The sequence below is a fragment of the Pseudomonas sp. PDM17 genome, from assembly GCF_014851985.1.
In the GTDB taxonomy this organism is placed as follows: domain Bacteria; phylum Pseudomonadota; class Gammaproteobacteria; order Pseudomonadales; family Pseudomonadaceae; genus Pseudomonas.
Genome location: NZ_JACVAT010000003.1, coordinates 584,092 through 606,136, shown reverse-complemented (window position 1 = coordinate 606,136; position 22,045 = coordinate 584,092). Strand labels below are relative to the sequence as shown.

Sequence of the window (22,045 nt, the reverse complement as noted above, 5' to 3'; positions counted from 1 at the left end):
TGCCTCGTTCAGTGCGCGGCGGCCGCGTTCGCCTGGGCGAATGGGGCGGGAGTGGAAGTGGTATCGGGGTGGTAGCCACCGCCCAGGGCCTGGACCAGTTGCACCGAGAGGTCGATGCGCTGGGCGTCCAGACTGGCCAGCTGGCGCTCGGCGAGGAGCAACTGTTGCTGCACGCTGAGGGCGTCGAGGTAGTTGCCGACGCCTTCGCCGTAACGGCGCATGGCCAGGTCGAAGTTGGATTTGGCGATGTCGCGGGCTTCGCGCTGGTCGTCGATCTGCTGCTCCAGCGAGCGCAGCTTGCCGAGGTCGTCGGTGACTTCGCCGAGGGCGTTGACCAGGGTCTTGTTGTACTGGGCGACGGCCAGGTCGTAGTCGGCGTCCTTCCCGGCCAGGTTGGCGCGCAGGCGGCCACCGTCGAAGATCGGCAGGGAGATGGCCGGGGCGATCTGGAAGAACCGGCTGGGCGCTTTAAGCACGTCGCTGGTGTGCAGAGCGGCCAGGCCGACCATCGCACCCAGGTTCACGTTGGGATAGAACTCGGTCTTCGCCGAGTCGATGCTTTTCGAGGCGGCTTCGACCCGCCAGCGTGCGGCGACGATGTCCGGGCGACGACCCAGCAGCTCGGCCGGCAGGTTCGATGGCAGGCTAAGCGCACCGGGCTTGAGCACCTGCGGGCGCTGCAGGTCCTGGCCACGGTCAGGGCCCTGGCCGAGCAGGATGGCGAGGGCGATGCGGTCGCTGGCAATCTCCTGTTCTGCGGCGGCCAGCTGCTGCTTGGCGCTGGCGACCTGGGACTGCGTCTGCTGCAGCTGGACCTTGCTGTCCAGGCCTGCGTCCATGCGCTTCTGGCTGAGCTGGAAGAGGTGCTGCGAGCGGTCCAGTTCGTCTTTGGCCAGGTCGCGGGCGACGAAGGCGTGGGCCAGGTCGCTGTAGGCGCGGGCGACATTGGTGGAGAGCGTGATCGAGGCGGCCTGGCGGTCGACTTCGGCGGCGTTGGCCTGGCCGAGGGCGGCCTCCCAGGCGTCGCGCTGGCCGCCCCAGAGATCGAGGTCGTAGCTGAAGCTGAGCGACAGGTATTTCACCGCCGAGTAGCGACCGCCCATGGGCGCAGGAATCACGCTTTCCGGTGCGCGGATGCCGGCGTAGCTGGCGGTGCCTTTCATGCTGGGCATGCGCGCGGCGTCCTGTGCTTGCGCTGCGGCGATGGCCTGGCGGGCGCGTGCGCTGGCGATATCCAGGTCGGGCGTGCCGCGCAGGGCCTCGCCGATCAGGCCGTCCAGTTGCGGGTCGCCCAGGCTGGTCCACCAGTGTTCGCTGGGCCAGGCGGCGGTGGACAGCGGAGTGCCGTCGAGGCTAACGCCGGCCTTCAGGCTAGCGGGGTCGACGGCCTTGCCGCTGGTGTCCAGGCCCGAGTAGCTGACGCAGCCGGAGAGTCCCAGCACGGCGGCAAACACGACGGCCGGCAGCAGGGCGATACGGAGGTGGTTCATGGTCTTTTCTCCTGCGCCGCGCAATGGGCCGCGGCGCCGTGGGCGCGCAGGATCTTGTCGAGCAGGCCGGTGAGGGTCTGCAGTTCGTCGCGGGAGAGACCGCCGACCAGCTCGTTCATGGCTGCAGCGGCGATGCTCGGGGCTTCGTCATTCACGGCCTGTCCGGCCGGGCTCAGGCTCAGGCGCACGCTGCGGCGATCGTTTGGGCAGGGCTCGCGGACCAGCAGATCCTTGCGTGCCAGGCGGTCGAGCATGCGGGTCATGGACCCGCTGTCGATGGACAGCTCGCGGCATAGCTCGGCCGGGGTATTGGCGCGGTCGTTGCCGATGAAGAACAGCACCTTGAACTGCGCAGCAGTGATGTCCAGGTGCGCAAGGTGCTTATCCAGCAGGCGATCCTTGAGGATGGCGGTGGCGCCCAGCAACTGGCCGATGGAGCCTTTGAACGGAAAATCCGCGACGTCGTAGTGATTCATGTCAAAACAGATAGCTGCTTAGGCAGTGAAATGTTTCGAAATGATACTGCCTAGGCAGCAATTGACAAGATTCGATTGTCGCGATTACGCAACAATCCGTTCGACGAAGCGCCATTGGAGCAGGATTGGCAACAGGAATGGCTGATTTCCTACACCGTCAGCGGCCTTTATGCACAAGGGGGAAAGCTTTAGGGCGCAAATTGCATATGAGATGTGATAGCAATCACGAAGTATCGTAACTATCTGTTTTTTAAAGACTTAATTTATATGTACAGAAAATGACCAGATCGCAGCGAGGCGGTCTGGACGGTAAGAAAGGGCAGTTTTTTCCGGGGTTACGAACAGAGTTATCCACAGGGTCTGTGGGTGAAGCCCTGGAACGCCCGTCTCAGATGCGTTCGGCCAGTAGCAGCAGGTTTCGCGGGGTCATCCGGGTGGCGCAGAAGGCGCCCAGGGTGGCGCGATAGCCTTGTTCCTCGAGGAATAACGCGCGGTCGAGCACCAGCCAGAGTTCCATGGGGCGGCGGAACAGTCCGCGCACCAGTTCGAGGTTGCGGACCTGGGCCAGGCGTTGCCAGCCTCTGGCCTCCAGTTGCTGCCAGTCGGTGCCAGCGGGCAGTTCGAGCCCCCGGAGCGCGGCGAGGTCGCGACAATAGTCGGCGAAGGGTTTGTCCAGCCACGTCGGCGGCACGGAAGGGGTTGTCAGGTAGTCGTTGCTGCCGCGGACTTCCCGTTGCAGCAGGTCAAAAGCCAACCGCCGCGCCATCGATCCGTCGCGCTGGCGGCGCACGCGGACGCCGGCGGTGACGGTTTCGGCGAGCGGCAGGCGCAGGTCGTCCCGCGAGAGCTCCAGGGTGGAGCTCTGCGCGGCGTGCGAGAGCGGCTGGTAGTACTCGCTATCGATGCGGTTATAGCAGCAGGGCGCCACGGCGAGCTGGCGGCAGCCCTGGGCGCTGGCAAGCTGCAGCAGGCGTACGTGCAGGTTGCCGCAGGCGTGCAGGGCGACGGCGGTGTGGCCGGCCTGCAGGTGCTCGCGGGCGTCCGGTGCGAGTACGTCCTGCTGGTGATGCCGGGCGTGAAGCTGAAGCCGGTCGCTCAGGCGCTGGCCGTCTTCCACCAGGGCATGGTCGAAATCCAGGCTCAGCAGCGGCTTGCCGTCGCGCGCCAGCAGACGGCCCAGATGGCCTTTACCGGCGCACCAGTCGAGCCATTGCTGCGGTGCTTGGGCGAAACCCAGACGGCTGGCGAAGGCGTCGATCTGTTGCCACTTGCGACCGGGAACGTCGACGGTCAGCTGGTTCGGCAACTTGCCCAGCGGCGTGGCCGGGAGTTCGCCGACGACGGACAACTTTGCGGCCGTGGCGGCCATCGCCGGGAAGGGGGCGGGGGCGTCAAGCTGCTCGGGGGCGTTGTGCGCTGCGTCGGCGTCATCGAGGCTGCGGCCGCGCAGCCAGGCAGCCAGTTCGGGGTGGCCGCGCTCCCAGTCCAACTCCAGCGCGGTGAAGGGTTTCGGTCGCCATAGCGCCTGATGATCCAGCAGGAAACCGTCCAGTGCCTGGAAGCGCTGGAGCAGGTCGGAACCGGTCAGGGGAGTTTCGTTCGGGAGCACGGTGCGAAGCGGGGGAAAGCCACGGGGCGCGCATTATAGCGACCCCGTGGGCAAACGGCGCGCCGGTCAGCGGCCCTGCATCGAGTCCACCTTCAGCCAGCGTTCCAGCAGGCGGAAGATGCGCGTCAGCAGCAGGGTGATGACCAGGTAGAACAGGCCGGCGAGGCAGAAGAACAGCATCGCCTCGTAGGTGCGCGCGATGATGGTGCGTGTCATGCCCATGATGTCGAACAGGGTCACGGTGTACACCACGGCGCTGGCCTTGAGCATGAGGATCACCTCGTTGCTGTAGGCCGGCATCGCTATCCGCGCGGCGCGCGGCAGGATGATGTGGAACAGCGCCTGGCGACGGGACATGCCCAGCGCGCGGGCGGCTTCCACTTCACCCACCGGGATGGCGTGGATGGCGCCGCGCAGGATCTCGGCGATATAGGCCGCGGTGTGCAGCGTCATGGTCAGCAGGGCGCACCAGTACGGGTCGCGCAGGTACGGCCAGAGTGGCCCCTTGCGCACGCTCTCGAACTGGGCAAATCCGTAGTAGACGATGAACAGCTGCAGCAGCAGTGGCGTGCCGCGGAAGAAGAAGATGTAGGTGTAGGGCACCGCGCGCACGTACCAGTGCCGCGAGGCGCGGGCGATGCCCAGCGGTACGGCCAGGCACAGGCCGGCGACCACGGCGATGGCCAGCAGCTCCAGGGTCAGGGTGGCACCCTGGAGCATCTTCGGCAGCCATTTGAGGATCAGCTCGAGATCGGTCATAGCTCGTTCCTCACGAAGCCACGGCCGGCGCGACGCTCGAGGAAGTGCAGGGCGGCCATGATGAAGACGGTCAGGCCCAGGTAGATGAAGGCCGCGGTCATGTAGAAGGTGAAGGGCTCCTTGGTCGCGTTGGAGGCGACCTGGGCCTTGCGCATGATCTCGTCGAGGGTGATCAGCGAGACCAGGGCGGTGTCCTTCAGAAGAATCAGATAGAGGTTACCCAGGCCTGGCAGCGCCACGCGCCATACCTGCGGCAGCACGATGCGCCAGAAGATGCGCGGAGCGGAGAGCCCCAGCGCCTGGCCGGCTTCGCGATGGCCCTTGGGAATCGCCAGCAGCGCGCCACGGAAGACTTCGGTGGCGTAGGCGCCGAAGCACAGGCCCAAGGCACAGGTGCCTGCGGCAAAGGGCGAGAGGGCGAATTCGGGGTGGCCGAAGAGGTCACCGATGGCGTTCAGGCCGGCCACGGTGCCGAAATAGATCATCAGTACCCAGAGTGTCTCGGGTACGCCGCGCACTACGGTGGTGTAGAAACCGCCGAGCATGCGCAGGAAACCGTTCTTCGAGGTCTTGGCGATGGCGCCGAGCAGGCCGAGGACCAGTCCCACGCAGACTGCGGCGAGCGAGAGCTTGAGCGTCATCCAGGTGCCGGCGATCAACTGATCGCCAAAGCCGTGCAGGTCGAAAATCATGGGGAGTCACGCCTGAAGGCGCGCGCCGCCCGGCGAGGGGCGGCGCGGCACGTGCATCAGTAGATGCTGAAGGGGAAGTACTTGTCGTTGATCTTCTTGTAGGTACCGTCGTCGACGATTTCCTTCAGAGCGGCGTTCAGCTTGTCACGCAGCGGGTCGCCCTTGCGCACGGCGATGCCGATCTTGTCGTTGTCGAACACCGGATCGCCCTTGAACTCGAAGTCCTTGCCGGCGTCGCTCTTCAGCCAGTCGTACTGCACGAACTTGTCGGCCAGGACGCCGTCGAGGCGGCCCGAGGACAGGTCGAGGTAGGCGTTTTCCTGGGTGTCGTAGAGCTTGATGGTGACGGTGTCGGACATGTTGTCCTCAAGCCAGGTACCGGCGATGGTCGCGCGCTGCGCACCGATCACTTTGCCCTTGAGGTAGCCCTTGTCGGTCTTGAAGTCGGTCGACTTCGGCGCCACGAACTGCAGCTTGTTGGTGTAGTAGGCGTTGGTGAAGTCAACGGCCTGCTTGCGCTCGTCGGTGATCGACATGGAAGCGACGATGAAGTCGAACTTCTTGGCGTTCAGGGCCGGGATGATACCGTCCCAGTCGGAGGTGACGACGTCGCACTCGGTCTTCATCTTGGCGCACAGCGCCTTGCCGATCTCGATATCGAAACCGACGACCTGGCCGCTGGCGTCGATGCCGTTGAAGGGCGGGTAGGCGCCTTCGGTACCGATGCGCAGTTTGTCCGCGGCGATGGCCTGGCTCCCCAGTGCGAAGGTGGCCGCGATAGCCAGAACGATCTTCTTATAGTTGTTCATGCAGTGATGCTCCGTTAGCGGTGGCTGGACATGAATTGTTTACAGCGTGCCGATTGCGGGTTGTCAAATACCTGCTGCGGCGGTCCCTGCTCTTCTACCAGGCCCTGGTGGAGGAACACCACCTCACTGGATACCTGGCGGGCAAAGTTCATTTCATGGGTCACCAGCAGCATGGTACGACCCTCATCGGCGAGCGCGCGGATAACGTTAAGCACTTCCTGGACCATTTCCGGGTCCAGTGCCGACGTCGGCTCGTCGAAGAGGATGACCTTGGGCTGCATCGCCAGGGTGCGGGCGATGGCGGCGCGTTGCTGCTGGCCACCGGAAAGCTGCGCGGGGAAGCTGTGGCGCTTGTCGGAGATGCCGACCTTGGCCAGCAGGGCCTCGGCGATCTCGGTGGCTTCGGCCTTGGTCTTGCCCAGCACACGGCGCGGCGCCTCGATGATGTTGTCGAGGATGCTCATGTGCGGCCAGAGGTTGAAGTTCTGGAAGACGAAACCCAGTTCGCTGCGCAGACGGTTGATCTGCTTGTTGTCCGAGGCGACCAGCGAGCCGTCCTTGGTCTTCTTCAGCTTGAGTTCTTCACCGGCGACCAGGATCTGGCCCTGGTGCGGGTTCTCCAGCAGGTTGATGCAGCGCAGGAACGTGGATTTACCGGAACCGGAGGAGCCGAGAATGGAAATCACATCGCCGTCGCGGGCGGTCAGGGAAATGCCTTTGAGCACTTCCAGGTCACCGTAACGCTTGTGCAGGTTACGGATTTCCAGTGCGGGTATGGCCGTGGCCATTGGGGGCTCCTCTATTGTTATTCGGACGCTTTCGCAGCAGGTCACTGCAGAATCGGGGCCATCCTGGCGAGGGGCAACCTAACACGCACTCCGGAGTGCGCCAAGCGCCCATCTGCCGCGGTCGTCGGCTGTAGTGGCAAGTTGTCGCATTGCCGCTCGGCGTTGTCGCCTGGGCTGAACTAGCTGCGCCGGATGAGGGCGTCGGCTGATGGCGCGGGGGCGGGATAGTGCCAGTTTAGACCGGCCGGTAAAAGTCCGGCGGCCCTGGGGCCGCCGGTGAGAGTTACTGCATCATCTGCCGAAGTTGCGGATTCGGATCTTCGAGTGCTTCGGCGGGCGTGATGTCGTCCTGGGATTCCGGTGGCTGGCTGGCCATCAGGTTCGGGTGCCCGGACAGCCGCGGAATCGTCAGCGGCTGGTTGGCGTCGGCCAGGCCCGTGCCACCGCCTTCGGTGGCATTGATCGTCGACTTGCGCGGCTGGGTCAGCACGTGGAAGTCGGTGATCTCGATGACGCCCTTGCCTTCGGCGAGCAGGTGGAAGGAGAAGGCCTTGCGGGCTTCCTCGTTGTCGAAGCCGAAGCTCACTTCCAGCGGCTGGTTGCGCAACACCCGCGGGAAGTCCGGTATCTCGATGGGCACGGGCTTCTCGAACGAGCGCGTCTTGAGCGTCACTTTCGCCCCATTGGCGTCCATCTGGATCGCGCGGATCTTCAGGCGCACCGTGGTGTGGGTGTTGGCCGGAAACTCCAGATACTGCGCGCCGATCAGGTTGTCGGTGTACTCGTTGTCGATCTGTGGCTTCAGGCGGATGCGTTCCTTGGTCGCGAACTGGTATTCGCGAGCCGACTGCGCTTTGGTCACCGATTGGTCAAGGATGTCCGCGCGGGCAGTCATCAGGCGGGCGTCGCGGCCACTGAAGCGGCCTTCGAATTTGGCGGTATCGGCGATGAAACCGTCACTCTTGTAGCGCCGGCAGACCTGCTGGAAGTCGCACTCGGTAAAGTTGCCCTTGCCGTCGTGATAACGCTGCATTCCGTTGGTGAAGGTCACCATCTCGCGGCCGCTGGTGTATTCGCGGAACAGCGAGCGACCGGCGATATCCTGCGGCGCCTTGATGGCGAAATAGTCGAGCACCGAGGATTCCAGGTCGACGTGGCCGTAGACGCCGGCCTTAACCGGCGGCAGCGCGGCCTGTTCCGGTGCAAGGATCAGGTTCAGGCCCCAGGCCGAGGCAAGGCGCACATTGTCGATGCCATGGGATTCGTCGGAGGTGACGATCACCAGGGTGTCCTTGAGCACGCCTTTCTCTTCCAGACCCTTGAGGAAGGCATCGACGGCGTCATCCAGGTAGGCGACTGCCGCCTGGCGCGGGGTCGGGTACTTGGCCAGGTATTCCGGAGTGGCCGAATACGGCTGGTGGGTGCCGACGGTGAGCAGGGTGAGCATCCACGGCTGCTTCTTCTGGCGCAGCTGGCCGACGTAGTCCAGCGCACCCTCGAAGAAGGCCTTGTCATCCATGCCCCAGGCGAATTCCAGGTAGGGCTTTTTCTTGAACCAGTCGCGGCCCAGGGTCTTGTCGAAGCCCATGGCCGGCATGACCTTGTCCTTGGCCATGAAGCGCAGCCCGGCGCCCTGCAGGAAGTGGGTGCTGAAGCCGGCCTGGTGCATTTGCGCCGGTAGGCATTCGGCGGCGCGGGTCGGGTTGCCCAGCAGCTCGACGCCCTTGGGCGTGCCATTGTCCAGCTTGCTGTAGTCGCCGCAGAGCATGGCGTAGAGGCCGCGGATGGTCTGGTGGCTGTGCACCACGTAGTCAGGTGTGGTCATGGCGCGCTCGGCCCAGGTGCTCAGGCGCGGCATCATCGACTCTTCGTAGCTGCTGCTCAGGGCGGCACGGTTGGTGGCGACGTAGGCGCCGGGGATACCTTCCATGGCGATGATCAGCACGTTCTTCGCCTGGCCGCGACCGGTCAACAGCGAAGTGCCATTGAGGTCGTGCTGGGTCAGGCCGGTGACGTCCGGGCGGGCCTCCGGCTGGTCGCGGTCGCGCCAGTCCTGGTAGGCCATCTCGCCGCTGGTGACGGCGCGGGAGACCAGCTGGTGCGGCAGGTTGAACTGCTTCCACATTTCCGCATCGCTGGGTTGGAAGTACTGAACGCCTGCGTGGGCGGCCAGCAGCACGGCCGGTACAGCATAGGCGTAGCCTGGCAGCGGCTTTTCGCGGCGGCGCCAGAGCAGCGCGCAGAGCAGGATGCCAGCGCCGATCAGGATCGCCAGGTGCAGGTGGTTGAGACCGCCGCCCTCGGTGGAGTTGGCGACGAAGGTCGGGTCGGCGAGGAAGTGCAGGTCTTCCGGCGCAGGCATGCGGCCCACGGCACTGACCAGCTCGGCGGTGCCGATCACCGAAAGCGCCCAGACCAGCATGACCGGGATGGCGATGAGCAGTCGTCGGTTGTGCAGTGCGACGACCAGCAGGGTGCCGAGCGCCAGGTCCGACAGGTAGCCCAACGGGGAGCCCCAGCCAAGGCTGTAGCGGCCGATCAGCGGCACCAGCAGGAAGAGGGCAGACAGGGAAACCAGGTTGCCCCGGGAATTCCACCAGCTTATGAGTTTGCGCACAGTGACTCCGCTACAAAACATCGAATCCCGGAGGGTATCTCACTGCAGAGTGAAAATCGTCCGGATGGTCATGATTCTGAAAGATCGATGTGCTATGTGCCAGTAGACAGTGTAGTGCGGCAAACATTCGAAATGGAATCATGCCGATTGCTGGCAAGCGGCACGGAGCGGGTTCTGGGGCGGGGTTGCCTCGCCGCGCTAGCGATGCTGGCGCGGCGGGCATGCTGCCGAAAGGGGGGCAGGAGTGGCTGCAGCAGCCTTAGAACTGGAAGTAAATAAACGGGTGGAATCCACGCTCGACGACGGAAATGCACGAAAGCACATAGAGGAGGACGCAATAGATCGCAACAAGACCTGGCTTGCGGAAGCTGGCTGCGCGCATCTTGTAGAAACGCTTGTCGCTGACCAGGCAAATGACAGTTGCTAGCGCCAGCAGGAAGATGACCTTGAAGTCTGCAAGTGCGAGATTCTCTGGAACCCAGGCTGGGGCTTGGCTCGAAAGGCCGAACATGGCCTTCCACAGCGTCGTGGTCTGGCCCATGTCAGCCGCTCGGAACGGAACCCACAGCAGAGTGGCAAAGAGGAATACTGGTACGCTACCAAGCCGGTATTTCTCTGGTTTCAGTACTCCGGCCCGCTCAAGGGCGATCAAAGAGCCGTGGCCTACCCCCCAGATCAGGAAGGTGTAGGCGGCGCCATGCCAAAGGGCGCAAAGCCCGAAAACGATAAACAGGTTTCGGTAAGTGCCAAAGGAGGAGGCTCTATTGCCGCCTAGAGGGATATAGACGTAGTCCCTGAACCAGCGAGACAGCGTCATGTGCCAGCGACGCCAGAATTCCGTGACAGTGTGCGCGGCGTAAGGCCGGTTGAAGTTTCGTGGGAACCTGAAGCCGAGCATTCGCGCCATGCCGATGGCCATATCGGTGTAGCCAGAGAAGTCGAAATAGATCTGGAACGAGTAGCAGAAGGCGCTCAACCATGCGGAGTATGTCGTTACCACCACTCCCGGGGCGTGGACGCTATCCACTACTGCGCCTAGCGGATCAGCAATCAGGATTTTCTTCGATAAGCCAATCACGAAAATTGCCATGCCCCAGAAAATGTCACTACTGACCAGTTTTCTGCGTTTTACATCGAGCTGTTGTTTGACTTCGGAGAAGCGAACCACTGGGCCGGCAATAAGATGAGGGAACAGGAAGATGTAAATTGCGAACTTTTGCAGGCTCTTTTCGGGGCGGATATGCCCGGTATAGACATCGGTTATATATGAGATGAAGTGGAAGGTATAAAACGATATTCCCAGAGGCAGCAGTATCTTCCAGGTTTCAACGTTTGCAAACCAGGAGGCGCCGGTGAGGTCGTGGAAGACATGGATGAAGAAGATAAGGTATTTGTAAAAGAGCAACGGCCCGAGGTTGGCAAGGACGCACAGGGTGAATACTACAGATGAGAGCTTGCCCGACGATGGGTTGCCTCTCAGGTTGCCGAGCACCTGGGCCAGCAGCCAGTTGGCAACCAGCATGATCAGGGCGACGAAGGTCAGTGCACCAGCGCCGCAGACATAGAACAGCACGCTTGCCAGCAAGATGAAACTGTTGCGGGTGGGGCGCGGCAACAACGAGTAGAGGATGAAGAAAACCGGAAAGAATACGAACAGGAATGCGGGTGAGGAAAAAACCATGTAGAGCCCCTATGGCAACCTGGCTACCTGCCCAAGCAGCATCGATGTGCTTGGAAGCATTATTTTTTCAATGAGAGCCAGTGTGCTGACTGAATGTCCAGAACCTGAATGATCACGTACTTGCATCGCCCCTCGGTCAGCTCCGGGATTTTACTGAGCGGTTGCTGACGATCCAGTTTCGTGAGTTTCTGAAAGTGATCTGGCAGGCCAGCGAAGTTCATTCCGTCACTGAAACTGTTCCCATATAAGCAGGTGGGCGGCAGCAAGCCTTCAGGCGCAGTTGGATTGGTTACGAACTCCAACCCTGTCGTCTTTGCATCGAGAGGCTTGAACCCTTCGCCGCTCCAGCTCTTGACGAGCTCAGGTTCCATGATTTGTTCCTGGGCGTTGAGTCGAGCGGAGAATCGCGTTTCGGAGCCGACAAAGGGTTTCGGTTCTACCTCAATGGCGTCCTGCCACTGATGGCTTGAGCCTTCGAGTTCGGCAATCAGGTTGACGGTCACTTCAGATACCGCCATGGCTGAAGCGTGAGTCCAGTGAAAATCCTGCTTGTAGAAGATCTGATGGGTTTCCCGCAACTTTTTCAGTATCTCGAAGACATCCACGAAATGGAGAGTCGAGTCGTCCTTCAGAGATTGATAGAGCTGCATGAAGTGGCTGTTCTGCGGCAGGCGTGGCGCAAAGAATGGCAGGTTGTCCGGCGTCAGATACTGCTTCTGCATGGGGAAAATGAAAATCGGCGTCATGCCGCGCTTGCTGAGTGATTCGGCAAGTTCGGTAATGCCCTGATGCACTGCAGTGATGCTGGAAGGATCTTTGAGCACCTCTTCCGTTGCTGGAAGCTCTCGGTCGGTAAGTGGGCGGCCGTAGATATAGTCGTCCTTGCCAAAGTAAACGCGCGACGAAGACCGGAAAAGCTGGTAGTCGAGTTCGTTCTTGGTGCGAATCATCAGATCCCGCAGGCCAAGGTTGTCACCGAACCAGCGCTCCAGACGGAAGTAGTTCTTGTCGGCTTCCGGCCAGGAGCCCTCCCAAGAGTCAGGGAATGGCGTTAGCGGACGAAGTTCCTGTACCGGAGGCACATGGCTGGCGTACCACTGCTCCAGCGATTTGAAGTGGTGCCCTAGGAGCGGAACGTTTCCCAGGAACTGGCTGCGGGAAGCCTGGAGCGCTGGTGTCGCGCCCGTGAGCAGAATCGCCAATGGGGCGAGGCTGCCGAAGAGCATCAGCCATACAAGGACGATCGGCAGTCGATAAAGGCTGCTGACAGACGGATACGACTTGTTCCTGGGCTTCCCCAATTCCTGCTCCTTTACAAATGGCTTCACACTTCCTTGCAGGCGTTGCCAGGCTTGATGGGGCACCGGAAGTTGCGGTGAAGCACAGGCAAGGCCGATGAGTGCGCCCATCAGGGGGCATGCGTTGCACTGTCGGATGAGACAAAAGGGGCGTAGTAGGCCACGTACGAGGCGCGATATCAACCGTGCCCAGCACTTGGAGCGGGACATGAAAAAGCCCCTGAAATCTCGCGATTTCAGGGGCTTTTCGTAAGGCTTGGTGCCCAGGGACGGAATCGAACCGCCGACACGGGGATTTTCAATCCCCTGCTCTACCAACTGAGCTACCTGGGCAACGTGGCGCGCATTAAAAGGGTTTTCGGAAGGGGTGTCAAGCGTGTCGCGAAAAAATTTTTCAAATAATACCGAAGCTTACGCGCTGGGCGGGACGTAGCCCTCGGCCTGCGCGTATTCCTCGCCGGACAGGAACTTGTCCATCTCGGCGGTGAGGAACTTGCGATCCTCGGCATTCATCATGTTCAGGCGACGCTCGTTGATCAGCATGGTCTGGTGCTTCTGCCATTCCTCCCAGGCTTTCTTCGAGACGTGCTCGTAGATGTCCTGGCCCTTGGCTCCGGGGTAGGGCGCGCGATCGAGGCCGGGCAGCTCTTCTTTGAATTTGCGGCACATCACCAGTCGGGTCATGACATTTCTCCTGCGTTCAACACGTCGGCGGCTCGTTTGAGCAGCTTCTTCACCGGGGCGGCAAGGCCGAGCCGCGGCGGGGTGGCGAGGTTATACCAGAGCCAGTCGGCCTCGGCCACGGCGGGGGCTGCGTCCTCGACGCGCACCAGCCAGGGCTTGATGGCCAGCTGGAAGTGGCTGAAGGTATGGGTCAGGCCGGGCAGCTCGCGCCGCTCGCCCAGGCGCAGGGCGTGGCGCTGGGCCAGCGGGTCGAGGGCGGCCAGGTCGTCCAGTTCGGGGAAGCTCCACAGCCCGCCCCAGAGGCCGGTCGACGGACGGCGATAAAGCAGGATGTCGCCCTCGCGGTTGGCCAGGATCGGCATCAGCGTGCGCTTCTGCGGCAGCGCCTTGCGCGGCTTGGGCGCCGGGAAGTCGGTTTCGCGGCCGAGGTAGTGCGCGCGGCAGCCCTCGCGCAGTGGGCAGAGCAGGCAGCTCGGCTTGCTGCGGGTGCAGAGGGTGGCGCCCAGGTCCATCATCGCCTGGGTGTAGTGGTTGACCCGCTCCTGCGGCGTGAAGCGCTCGGCGGCGTCCCACAGCTGCCTGGCGACCTTGGGTTCGCCCGGATAGCCGTCGCAGGCGATGTAGCGCGCCAGCACGCGCTTGACGTTGCCGTCGAGGATCGGCGCACGCAGCCCCATGGAAATGCTGGCTATGGCGCCGGCGGTGGAGCGGCCGATGCCGGGCAGCTCGGCGAGCTGTTCGACGTTACGCGGGAACTCTCCGCCGTGCTGTTCCATCACCGTCTTCGCGGTCTTGTGCAGGTTGCGGGCGCGGGTGTAGTAGCCCAGGCCCGTCCACAGGTGCAGCACCTCGTCTTCCGGCGCATTGGCGAGGTCTGCGACCGTCGGCAGCGCGGTCATGAAGCGGTCGTAATAGCCCATCACGGTGCTGACCTGAGTCTGCTGCAGCATGATTTCCGAAACCCACACCCGGTAGGGCGTGATGTTCTGCTGCCAGGGCAGGTCATGGCGGCCGTGCGTGTCGAACCAGTCGAGCACGGCCGAATTGAAGCTTTGCGGGGTCACTTCTTGAACAGCCCTTTGAGTGCGTCTTTGAGTTCGGGACTGACCTTGTCGCCGAGCTTCTCTTCGAGTTTCTGGTTCAGCCGGTCCCCGGCCAAACGTGCGGCGATCTTGCCGATGCCGTCCTTGTCCAGGCGGCAGGCCTTGGCGCCCAGTTCCAGCGGGCCGCGGCAGCGCAGCGGCCATTCGATGCCGACGTAGCGCTTGTTCACTTCGCAGGCGGGGTCGGGCATGTCGCTCTTGTCGCCTTCGATGGTGACGCCGACGCGGTAGTCCATGCCCAGCACGCGCAGGTCGAGGTCGCCGTCGGCCTTGACGGTCAGGCCGGGGATGCTGGCCTTGAGGTCCGGGTTGCTGGCCACGCCATTGCGGAACACCAGGTTGCCCTGCAGCTCGCGGAAGGGCGTGTCCTTGCCGCCATGCTCGCCAGTCAGCGACTTGCGGTTGAGCGTGGCGATGCCCTGGCACAGCTGCTGTTCGAGGTTGGCGTTGAGCAGCACGCCCTGGGTCAGGACGAAGTGCGCGGTGCCGTTGAGGTTGTCGATCCAGGCCTTTTGACTGTTGCCCTGGGTGGTGATGTCGGCGTCAAGGTCCAGCAGGCCCTTCACCGGCGGCTTCTGGCCCTGGGATTCGAGCAGGCGCTCCACCGGTACGTCGGCGATGTGTTTCTTCGCCTGCAGGGTCGGTACGTCCTGGCGCACGTCGAGGGTGGCGGTGGCGTTGAACTTGCCGTCGTAAAGCTCGCCACGCAGGTCGTCGAGGTTGAGCAGGCCGCCCTGGCCGCGCAGCTTGAGCACGGCGTTGTCGATGGGCAGCTTGTCCAGGGTCAGCTGGCCGAGGTTCAGGCCGGTGTCGAGGTCCAGCGCGCGCAGGCGGGCGATGGGCAGCAGCGGGGCGTCGCTCCAGGCTTGCTGGGTCGGCTGGCTGGGCAATGGCGTGTCGCCCTTGATGGCGTTCTGCGCGGTGGCGTCGACTTCGGCCTTGCGTGCGCTGTTGGTGGCCTCCTGGGCCTTCTTGACCTTGGCCGGCAGATAGCGGTCGAGGTTCAGCTTGTCGCCGGACAGCTGGGCGCGGATCGCCTGCTTGCCGAAGTCGGCGATGCCGAGGTTGCCGCTGAAGGCGCTGTCGTCCAGCTTCAGGTTGATGTCGTTCAGGGCGAGGCTGTTGCGGGTGCCGCTGACGCGGGTGGCCAGTTCCAGCTTGGTGAGGGTGGTGGTGTCGGCCATTTCCGGCAGGGTCTGGCCGATGCCTTCGAGGAATTCGCGCAGGTTGAACGGTGCCAGCGACAGGCCGCCGTCGAACTTGGGCTCTTTATCCAGCTCGCGGGCCTTCAGCTCGCCGAGGGCGCGCAGCTGGTTGACGGTGACCTTCAGGCCGTTCCATTCGGCGATCTGGGCGGCCTGGTCGAGTACCAGCTGGCCCTGGGCGCTGTAGTTGGCGGTCTTGCCCTGGAACGGGTCGCCGGAGACTTCGCCGGAGAGCTTGGCGTCTTCGAGCTGGTAGCGCTTGAGCGCGCGGTCGAAGCGCAGGTTGCCGGTCAACTCGGTGCGCGCGCGGATCACCGGCTGGTTGGTGCCCAGGTAGGCGCTGAGCTTGACCGGGATGTTGCTGCCCTCGCGGATCGCGCCGGTGGTCAGCTCGATGCCTTCGACGCTGTAGTTCTTGCCGCTCTGGGTGTCGGCGTAGTCGATGCGGGCGTTCTTCACGCTGAGGCTGTCGATGTCCAGCTTCATCGCCTGGTGGCCTTCGCCGGCTGCGGGTTTAGCCGGCTCGCTCGGCGCCGGCGCCGGTTGTGCGGCGGGCGGCGTGCCGGTGGCCGGCTGGGCGGGCTTGCCGATGCTTTCCCAGTTGCCGACGCCGTTCTTGTCCTTGTTCAGGGACAGGGTCAGGCCTTCGACGCGGATGTCGCTCATCTGCACTTCTTTACGCAGCAGCGGCAGTACGCGTACGGACATGGCCAACAGCTGCGCATCAGCGAACGGCTTGTCCGGCGTCTGCAGGCTCGCCACGCTGGTGTCGTGCAGCTCCAGGCCCAGCCAGGGGAACAGGCTCCAGCCGATGTCGCCCTTGAGGTTCAGCTCGAGGTTGGCCTTGTCCCGGGCGAGCTGGCGGATTTCGTCCTTGTAGTCGTTCGGATCGAAGAAGTGGGTCAGCACGAAGCCGGCGGCGACGATGAGCAGCAGCAGGACCAGGGCAACGATGCCGATGATTTTGCCGAACGCTTTCATGTACGGGTCCTTGTTCAGGCGGCGGGTGGAGTAGCGGGAAAGTATACCAATGACGCAGCGGCGCCCCAGCCCGGAAAGGCGGGGGCAGGTATTGCGGGGTTTGAACGGGGACTTGCGGCGCGGTTCCCGGCGATGACAGGTCAGGCTGGCAGCAGCGTCAGGCCCAGGTGCTCGGCGAAGCGCACGGCTTCGGGCTGGTCTTGCGGAGAGCTCAGGCGTAGCGCGGCGCCTTGCAGGACGGCCAGGCGCTGGGCTTCTTCCAGCAGGCGCCGGGCGACACCACGGTTGCGGGTAACCTGGCGCACGCACAGGCGGGAAAGCCGCCAGGTGTCGTCGTCTCGCTCGATCCACGCGGCGCCCAGCAGGCGGTCGTTGAAGCGCCCGGTGAACAGCCGGCCCTCGACGAGGCCGCGGGTGACCAGCTCATCGGCGTCGGTGAACGGCGCCAGCAGCCACTGCGGCGCATCGGCGTAGATCTTCAGCAGGTCCTGGCGGTCCTGGTCGCTGGGCTGGGTCAGGTGCTGGACGACGACGGGCATGGGCAATCCTCGAAAGGCGAGCCGCGCAGTGTAGGACTATCGGCCAGCGCCGACCACCGCCCATAGCCGCGCAGCGCCCGGCGCGCCTATAATGCCGCCCCTTCTTATAATTACGTGCAGTGTTAGCTGTGGAGCTGGTGATGGCCGAACGCAAGGCATCCGTCGCGCGCGACACCCTGGAAACCCAGATCAAGGTTTCCATCGACCTGGATGGAACGGGCAAGGCCCGCTTCGATACCGGGGTTCCCTTCCTCGAGCACATGATGGACCAGATCGCCCGCCACGGCCTGATCGACCTGGACATCGAGTGCAAGGGCGACCTGCATATCGATGACCACCATACCGTCGAAGACATCGGCATCACCCTCGGCCAGGCTTTTGCCAAGGCCATCGGCGACAAGAAAGGCATCCGCCGCTACGGCCATGCCTACGTGCCGCTGGACGAGGCGCTGTCGCGCGTGGTCATCGACTTCTCCGGCCGCCCCGGCCTGCAGATGCACGTGCCGTTCACCCGCGCCAGCGTCGGTGGCTTCGATGTCGACCTGTTCATGGAGTTCTTCCAGGGCTTCGTCAACCACGCCAACGTCACCCTGCACATCGACAACCTGCGCGGGCACAACACCCACCACCAGATCGAAACGGTGTTCAAGGCCTTCGGCCGCGCGCTGCGCATGGCCATCGAGCTGGATGAGCGCATGGCCGGCCAGATGCCGTCCACCAAAGGGTGCCTGTAATGCAGACCGTAGCCGTCATCGACTACGGCATGGGCAACCTGCACTCGGTGTCCAAGGCGCTTGAGCGCGTGGGCGCCGGTCGCGTGCTGGTGACCAGCGACGCCAACGTGATCCGCGAAGCGGACCGCGTGGTGTTCCCCGGCGTCGGCGCAATCCGCGACTGCATGGCCGAGATCAAGCGCCTGGGCTTCGACAGCCTGGTGCGCGAAGTCAGCCAGGACCGTCCGTTCCTCGGCATCTGCGTCGGCATGCAGGCGCTGCTGGAGCGCAGCGAGGAAAACGACGGCGTTGACTGCATCGGCCTGTTTCCCGGCCAGGTGCGCTTCTTCGGCAAGGACCTGCACGAGGATGGCGAGCACCTGAAGGTGCCGCACATGGGCTGGAACGAGGTGGCGCAGAGCGTGGATCACCCGCTGTGGCACGACATCCCGGACCGCGCGCGCTTCTACTTCGTGCACAGCTACTACATCCAGGCCGGTAACCCGCGCCAGGTGGTCGGTCGCGGCCATTACGGCGTCGATTTCGCCGCCGCGTTGGCCGACGGTTCGCGCTTCGCCGTGCAGTTTCACCCGGAGAAGAGCCATACCCATGGCCTGCAGCTGCTGCAGAACTTCGCCGCCTGGGACGGGCGCTGGTAAGCCATGGCCCGCCAGAAGGACAAGCCGGCGATCCTCGAGCTCGATGGCGCCCAGCGCCAGAGCGCGGCGCGGGCGATCCAGCGCTTCCTCGAAGATCGCTTCGAGCTGGATGTCGGTTCCTTCGAGGCCGAAGAGGCGCTGGACTTCTTCCTCCGCGAGTTCGGCCCGCTGTTCTACAACAAGGCGATCTTCGACGTGCAATCTCACCTGAAAGACCGGTTCGAGAGCATCGAAAGCGACTTGTGGGCGCTCGAGAAGAGCTGACCCGACCCCATTCACCTTTGGATTCGAGCAGGTTCAACCCATGCTGATCATCCCCGCAATCGATCTGAAAGACGGCGCCTGCGTGCGCCTGCGCCAGGGCCTGATGGAAGACGCCACGGTCTTCTCCGACGACCCGGTGTCCATGGCCGCCAAGTGGGTGGAGGGCGGCTGCCGCCGTCTGCACCTGGTGGACCTGAACGGCGCCTTCGAAGGCAAGCCGGTCAACGGTGAAGTGGTTACCGCCATCGCCAAGCGCTACCCGAGCCTGCCGATCCAGATCGGCGGCGGCATCCGCTCGCTGGAAACCATCGAGCACTATGTCCGTGCCGGCGTCAGCTACGTGATCATCGGCACCAAGGCGGTCAAGCAGCCGGAGTTCGTCGCCGAAGCGTGCAAGGCCTTCCCGGGCAAGGTGATCGTTGGCCTGGACGCGAAAGACGGTTTCGTCGCCACCGACGGCTGGGCGGAAGTGAGCTCGGTGCAGGTCATCGACCTGGCCAAGCGCTTCGAGGCCGATGGCGTCTCGGCGATCGTCTACACCGACATCGCGAAGGACGGCATGATGCAGGGCTGCAACGTCGAAGCCACCGCCGCCCTGGCCAACGCCACGCGTATTCCGGTGATCGCTTCGGGCGGCATCCACAACCTGGGTGACATCCAGAAGCTGCTGGACGCCCGCACGCCGGGCATCGTCGGCGCCATCACCGGCCGCGCGATCTACGAAGGCACCCTCGACGTCGCCGAAGCACAGGCGCTGTGCGACAGCTTCAAAGGCTGATCTGAACGCACGCTGGATGGATCGCCCTGCGAGCCATCCAGCAATGAGGAATTCGGTGGGCTGGCAGCATGGGCATCGCTGCGCTCCACCCATCCTACGAGAGCATTGCTATGGCACTGGCTAAACGCATCATTCCCTGCCTCGACGTGGACAACGGCCGCGTGGTGAAGGGCGTCAAGTTCGAGAACATCCGCGACGCCGGTGATCCGGTGGAAATCGCCCGCCGCTACGACGAGCAGGGAGCGGACGAGATCACCTTCCTCGACATCACCGCCAGCGTCGATGGCCGCGATACCACCCTGCACACCGTTGAGCGCATGGCCAGCCAGGTGTTCATCCCGCTGACGGTGGGCGGTGGCGTCAGGACGGTGCAGGACATTCGCAACCTGCTCAACGCCGGTGCGGACAAGGTCTCGATCAACACCGCCGCGGTGTTCACCCCGGAGTTCGTCGGCGAAGCCGCCGCGCGCTTCGGCTCGCAGTGCATCGTGGTCGCAATCGACGCGAAGAAGGTCTCGGCGCCGGGCGAAGCGCCGCGCTGGGAAATCTTCACCCACGGCGGCCGCAAGCCCACCGGGCTGGACGCGGTCGAATGGGCGAAGAAGATGGAAGGCCTGGGCGCTGGTGAAATCCTGCTGACCAGCATGGACCAGGACGGCGTGAAGAGCGGCTACGACCTGGGCGTGACCCGCGCCATCAGCGAGGCCGTGGGCGTGCCGGTGATCGCCTCCGGCGGCGTCGGCAACCTGGAGCACCTGGCCGCCGGCATCATCGAGGGCAAGGCCGACGCGGTGCTCGCGGCGAGCATCTTCCACTTCGGCGAGTACAGCGTGCCGGAGGCCAAGGCCTACCTGGCCAGCCGCGGCATCGTCGTGCGCTGATTCCTTCCGGGCCGGGGTTCTCCCGGCCCGATGGCTCTCTCCCGGGCCGTCCTTCCCCTGCGTCCGGTGGCCGCATCCCCTTCCTGCGCACGAAGCTTGCTAGCTGAAGCCATCGGTCAAGGGTCTGGCGTGTCCGAGTCAAGGTACTGGCGCTCTTGATTCAAGGTACTGGCGTTCTCAACCCAAGGTACTGGCGTACCCATGTCCCATCGCCATATTCATAGGGTTTATTGACGTCAATTCTCCGAGTAAGCTCTGCGCCTTCTCAGAAATGTCATACGCAGGAAATATCTCGATGCTGAAGCGCATTCTGCTCGCATGGCTAGGCTGCGGCCTGCTTCTGGCCAGTGCGGCAAGGGCTGAAACGGATTCTTCGGACTACAGCGTGGTGCTGCTCACCGAGAACTTCCCTCCCTACAACATGGCCATCAACGGCAAGAACTTCGCCCAGGAAGACAGCATCGACGGCATCGCCGTGGATATCGTCAAGGAGATGTTCAAGCGTGCCGGCGTGCAGTACAGCCTGACCCTGCGCTTCCCCTGGGACCGCATCTACAAGCTGGCGCTGGAGAAGCCCGGCTACGGGGTGTTCGTCACCGCGCGCCTGCCCGAGCGCGAGAGCCAGTTCAAATGGGTCGGCCCGATCGGCCCGGACGACTGGGTTCTGCTGGCCAAGGCGGACAGCCCCATCGCCCTGAACAACCTGGATGAAGCGAAGAAATACCGCGTCGGCGCCTACAAGGGCGACGCCATGGCGCAGTACCTGAGCGAGCACGGCTTCGAGCCGGTGCTGGCGCTGCGCGACCAGGAGAATGCCGCCAAGCTGCGTGACGGTCAGATCGACCTGTGGGCCAGCGGTGACCCGGCGGGTCGCTACCTGGCCAAGCAGGTGGGCGTCACCGGGCTGAAGACCGTGCTGCGCTTCAACAGCGACCAGCTGTTCCTCGCCCTGAACCGCGAGACCCCGGATGCCGTGGTGCAGAAGCTGCAGTCGGCGCTGGACAAGATGCGCGCCGAAGGCTTCGTTGACGACGTGCTCAATAGTTACCTGTAACACCCGAAGGCCGGCCACTCGCCGGCCTTTGTGTTTGGCGCCGACATCCCTCGGCGCCGGTTTTGCCACGGAAGGCAGACGAGCGAAGTAGTCCGTCCCCCCTGCAGGGATGCCGCAAGCCCAATAACGATAACCAAGCGAGCGGTATGACCATGCTGAAAGTCCTGACCAAGACCCTTACCCTGGGTCTGTTGCTGGGGGCCGCCACGGCCCGCGCCGAGTTGCCCGCCGATTACAAGATGGTATTGCTCACCGAGAACTTCCCGCCGTTCAACATGGCGGTGGATGACAAGAACTTCGCCCGTGACGATGGTATCGACGGCATCAGCGCCGACATCGTCCGCGAGATGTTCAAGCGCGCCGGTATCCAGTACAGCCTGAGCCTGCGTTTCCCCTGGGATCGCCTGTACAAGCTGGCCCTCGACAAGCCCGACTACGGGCTGTTCTCCACCACCTACACCCCTGAGCGCGTGCCGCTGTTCAAGTGGGTCGGGCCGATTGCCAAGACCCACTGGGTCCTGCTCGCGCCGCCGGGCAGCTCGATCAAGGTGAAGGACCTCAAGGACGCCGCCAAGTACAAGCTCGGCGCCTACAAGAACGACGCCGTCAGCCAGAACCTGGAGAGCCAGGGCATCCCGGTGCTCAACGCGCTGCGCGACCAGGAGAACGTGAAGAAGCTGACCACCGGCGAGATCGACCTGTGGGCCACCACCGACCCGGTGGGTCGCTACCTGGCCAAGCAGGAAGGTGTGTCCGGCCTGCAGACCGTGCTGCGCTTCAACGAGGCCCAGCTGTACCTGGCGATCAACAAGGACACCCCGGACGAGGTGGTGGCGAAGCTGCAGAAGGCGCTGGACGAAATGCGCGCCGATGGCTTCATCGAGCAGGCGACGAATAACTACCTGTAAGGCCGGCTTGGCATCGAAGCGCACGGCCGGACTTCGTAGGAGCGAGCAAGCTCGCTC

21 protein-coding genes and 1 tRNA gene are annotated in these 22,045 nt (G+C 63.6%); 7 read left to right on the top strand and 15 right to left on the bottom strand.

Features of this window, described 5'->3' with window-relative positions; translation table 11 throughout:
* Nucleotides 1-8: 8 nt before the first annotated feature.
* The 15 genes from IB256_RS12970 to panM all read right to left on the bottom strand — a co-directional run bounded on the left by IB256_RS12970 (nucleotide 9) and on the right by panM (nucleotide 16,731).
* Nucleotides 9-1,490, bottom strand: coding sequence for an efflux transporter outer membrane subunit (locus IB256_RS12970; protein WP_192293312.1), 1,482 nt, complete (start codon nucleotides 1,488-1,490; stop codon nucleotides 9-11).
* Complete coding sequence (locus IB256_RS12965; protein ID WP_192293310.1) at nucleotides 1,487-1,966, bottom strand: MarR family winged helix-turn-helix transcriptional regulator; 480 nt, start codon at nucleotides 1,964-1,966, stop codon at nucleotides 1,487-1,489. The genes IB256_RS12970 and IB256_RS12965 overlap by 4 nt, the downstream gene beginning before the upstream one ends.
* 388 nt (nucleotides 1,967-2,354) lie before the next feature.
* Nucleotides 2,355-3,575, bottom strand: coding sequence for a methyltransferase (locus IB256_RS12960; protein WP_192293308.1), 1,221 nt, complete (start codon nucleotides 3,573-3,575; stop codon nucleotides 2,355-2,357).
* A 66-nt stretch (nucleotides 3,576-3,641) separates the two neighbouring features.
* Nucleotides 3,642-4,334, bottom strand: a complete 693-nt coding sequence (locus IB256_RS12955) for an ABC transporter permease (protein ID WP_138213830.1) — start codon at nucleotides 4,332-4,334, stop codon at nucleotides 3,642-3,644.
* Nucleotides 4,331-5,026, bottom strand: a complete 696-nt coding sequence (locus tag IB256_RS12950; RefSeq protein ID WP_081515331.1) for an ABC transporter permease — start codon at nucleotides 5,024-5,026, stop codon at nucleotides 4,331-4,333. Before IB256_RS12950 ends, IB256_RS12955 begins: the two co-directional genes overlap by 4 nt.
* A gap of 56 nt (nucleotides 5,027-5,082) precedes the next feature.
* A complete protein-coding gene (locus tag IB256_RS12945; RefSeq protein WP_192293306.1) occupies nucleotides 5,083-5,835 on the bottom strand; it encodes an ABC transporter substrate-binding protein in 753 nt (250 codons plus the stop codon).
* 14 nt (nucleotides 5,836-5,849) lie between these two features.
* Nucleotides 5,850-6,623: an ABC transporter ATP-binding protein gene (locus tag IB256_RS12940; protein WP_045215765.1), complete on the bottom strand. Its 774-nt coding sequence runs from the start codon at nucleotides 6,621-6,623 to the stop codon at nucleotides 5,850-5,852.
* 283 nt (nucleotides 6,624-6,906) lie between these two features.
* On the bottom strand, nucleotides 6,907-9,240 hold the full coding sequence (locus tag IB256_RS12935) for an LTA synthase family protein (RefSeq protein ID WP_192402826.1): 2,334 nt from the start codon (nucleotides 9,238-9,240) through the stop codon (nucleotides 6,907-6,909).
* 259 nt (nucleotides 9,241-9,499) lie between these two features.
* Entirely contained in the window at nucleotides 9,500-10,921 is a 1,422-nt protein-coding gene (locus IB256_RS12930; RefSeq protein WP_192402824.1) for an MBOAT family O-acyltransferase, read from the bottom strand.
* Between the two features lie 59 nt (nucleotides 10,922-10,980).
* Nucleotides 10,981-12,330: an alginate O-acetyltransferase AlgX-related protein gene (locus IB256_RS12925; RefSeq protein ID WP_192402822.1), complete on the bottom strand. Its 1,350-nt coding sequence runs from the start codon at nucleotides 12,328-12,330 to the stop codon at nucleotides 10,981-10,983.
* Between the two features lie 146 nt (nucleotides 12,331-12,476).
* A tRNA-Phe gene (locus tag IB256_RS12920) sits at nucleotides 12,477-12,552 on the bottom strand.
* A 78-nt stretch (nucleotides 12,553-12,630) separates the two neighbouring features.
* Nucleotides 12,631-12,903, bottom strand: coding sequence for an oxidative damage protection protein (locus IB256_RS12915; protein WP_138213851.1), 273 nt, complete (start codon nucleotides 12,901-12,903; stop codon nucleotides 12,631-12,633).
* Complete coding sequence (gene mutY, locus IB256_RS12910; RefSeq protein WP_192402820.1) at nucleotides 12,900-13,967, bottom strand: A/G-specific adenine glycosylase; 1,068 nt, start codon at nucleotides 13,965-13,967, stop codon at nucleotides 12,900-12,902. The genes IB256_RS12915 and mutY overlap by 4 nt, the downstream gene beginning before the upstream one ends.
* Complete coding sequence (locus IB256_RS12905; protein WP_192402817.1) at nucleotides 13,964-16,192, bottom strand: AsmA family protein; 2,229 nt, start codon at nucleotides 16,190-16,192, stop codon at nucleotides 13,964-13,966. The genes mutY and IB256_RS12905 overlap by 4 nt, the downstream gene beginning before the upstream one ends.
* A 140-nt stretch (nucleotides 16,193-16,332) precedes the next feature.
* Nucleotides 16,333-16,731, bottom strand: a complete 399-nt coding sequence (panM, locus tag IB256_RS12900; protein ID WP_192402815.1) for an aspartate 1-decarboxylase autocleavage activator PanM — start codon at nucleotides 16,729-16,731, stop codon at nucleotides 16,333-16,335.
* A gap of 140 nt (nucleotides 16,732-16,871) precedes the next feature.
* On the opposite strand from panM, the gene hisB reads away from it, so the two are divergent.
* The 7 genes from hisB to IB256_RS12865 all read left to right on the top strand — a co-directional run bounded on the left by hisB (nucleotide 16,872) and on the right by IB256_RS12865 (nucleotide 21,988).
* On the top strand, nucleotides 16,872-17,465 hold the full coding sequence (gene hisB / locus IB256_RS12895) for an imidazoleglycerol-phosphate dehydratase HisB (protein WP_015479330.1): 594 nt from the start codon (nucleotides 16,872-16,874) through the stop codon (nucleotides 17,463-17,465).
* The gene (gene hisH, locus IB256_RS12890; protein ID WP_081515338.1) at nucleotides 17,465-18,103 is read left to right on the top strand and encodes an imidazole glycerol phosphate synthase subunit HisH; all 639 of its coding nucleotides are present in this window, start codon (nucleotides 17,465-17,467) and stop codon (nucleotides 18,101-18,103) included. Before hisB ends, hisH begins: the two co-directional genes overlap by 1 nt.
* 3 nt (nucleotides 18,104-18,106) lie before the next feature.
* Entirely contained in the window at nucleotides 18,107-18,367 is a 261-nt protein-coding gene (locus tag IB256_RS12885) for a DUF2164 domain-containing protein (RefSeq protein WP_045215778.1), read from the top strand.
* Between the two features lie 40 nt (nucleotides 18,368-18,407).
* Nucleotides 18,408-19,145 (top strand): 1-(5-phosphoribosyl)-5-[(5-phosphoribosylamino)methylideneamino]imidazole-4-carboxamide isomerase, encoded by a 738-nt coding sequence (hisA, locus tag IB256_RS12880; RefSeq protein ID WP_192293300.1) that lies wholly within the window; start codon nucleotides 18,408-18,410, stop codon nucleotides 19,143-19,145.
* A 110-nt stretch (nucleotides 19,146-19,255) separates the two neighbouring features.
* Nucleotides 19,256-20,026 (top strand): imidazole glycerol phosphate synthase subunit HisF, encoded by a 771-nt coding sequence (hisF, locus tag IB256_RS12875; RefSeq protein WP_081515340.1) that lies wholly within the window; start codon nucleotides 19,256-19,258, stop codon nucleotides 20,024-20,026.
* Nucleotides 20,027-20,324: 298 nt separating this feature from the next.
* Nucleotides 20,325-21,080, top strand: a complete 756-nt coding sequence (locus tag IB256_RS12870) for a substrate-binding periplasmic protein (RefSeq protein WP_412547964.1) — start codon at nucleotides 20,325-20,327, stop codon at nucleotides 21,078-21,080.
* 152 nt (nucleotides 21,081-21,232) lie between these two features.
* On the top strand, nucleotides 21,233-21,988 hold the full coding sequence (locus IB256_RS12865; protein ID WP_192293652.1) for a substrate-binding periplasmic protein: 756 nt from the start codon (nucleotides 21,233-21,235) through the stop codon (nucleotides 21,986-21,988).
* Nucleotides 21,989-22,045 lie beyond the last annotated feature (57 nt).

What these genes read in the sequence shown, in the direction of transcription:
- IB256_RS12950 (WP_081515331.1), bottom strand. Translation starts at nt 5,026, where the DNA reads ATGATTTTCGACCTGCACGGCTTTGGCGATCAGTTGATCGCCGGCACC.
- hisH (WP_081515338.1), top strand. Translation starts at nt 17,465, where the DNA reads ATGCAGACCGTAGCCGTCATCGACTACGGCATGGGCAACCTGCACTCG.
- IB256_RS12885 (WP_045215778.1), top strand. Translation starts at nt 18,107, where the DNA reads ATGGCCCGCCAGAAGGACAAGCCGGCGATCCTCGAGCTCGATGGCGCC.
- hisA (WP_192293300.1), top strand. Translation starts at nt 18,408, where the DNA reads ATGCTGATCATCCCCGCAATCGATCTGAAAGACGGCGCCTGCGTGCGC.
- IB256_RS12915 (WP_138213851.1), bottom strand. Translation starts at nt 12,903, where the DNA reads ATGACCCGACTGGTGATGTGCCGCAAATTCAAAGAAGAGCTGCCCGGC.
- IB256_RS12930 (WP_192402824.1), bottom strand. Translation starts at nt 10,921, where the DNA reads ATGGTTTTTTCCTCACCCGCATTCCTGTTCGTATTCTTTCCGGTTTTC.
- IB256_RS12865 (WP_192293652.1), top strand. Translation starts at nt 21,233, where the DNA reads ATGCTGAAAGTCCTGACCAAGACCCTTACCCTGGGTCTGTTGCTGGGG.
- hisF (WP_081515340.1), top strand. Translation starts at nt 19,256, where the DNA reads ATGGCACTGGCTAAACGCATCATTCCCTGCCTCGACGTGGACAACGGC.
- IB256_RS12905 (WP_192402817.1), bottom strand. Translation starts at nt 16,192, where the DNA reads ATGAAAGCGTTCGGCAAAATCATCGGCATCGTTGCCCTGGTCCTGCTG.
- IB256_RS12945 (WP_192293306.1), bottom strand. Translation starts at nt 5,835, where the DNA reads ATGAACAACTATAAGAAGATCGTTCTGGCTATCGCGGCCACCTTCGCA.
- IB256_RS12955 (WP_138213830.1), bottom strand. Translation starts at nt 4,334, where the DNA reads ATGACCGATCTCGAGCTGATCCTCAAATGGCTGCCGAAGATGCTCCAG.
- IB256_RS12965 (WP_192293310.1), bottom strand. Translation starts at nt 1,966, where the DNA reads ATGAATCACTACGACGTCGCGGATTTTCCGTTCAAAGGCTCCATCGGC.
- IB256_RS12940 (WP_045215765.1), bottom strand. Translation starts at nt 6,623, where the DNA reads ATGGCCACGGCCATACCCGCACTGGAAATCCGTAACCTGCACAAGCGT.
- hisB (WP_015479330.1), top strand. Translation starts at nt 16,872, where the DNA reads ATGGCCGAACGCAAGGCATCCGTCGCGCGCGACACCCTGGAAACCCAG.
- panM (WP_192402815.1), bottom strand. Translation starts at nt 16,731, where the DNA reads ATGCCCGTCGTCGTCCAGCACCTGACCCAGCCCAGCGACCAGGACCGC.
- IB256_RS12925 (WP_192402822.1), bottom strand. Translation starts at nt 12,330, where the DNA reads ATGGGCGCACTCATCGGCCTTGCCTGTGCTTCACCGCAACTTCCGGTG.
- IB256_RS12970 (WP_192293312.1), bottom strand. Translation starts at nt 1,490, where the DNA reads ATGAACCACCTCCGTATCGCCCTGCTGCCGGCCGTCGTGTTTGCCGCC.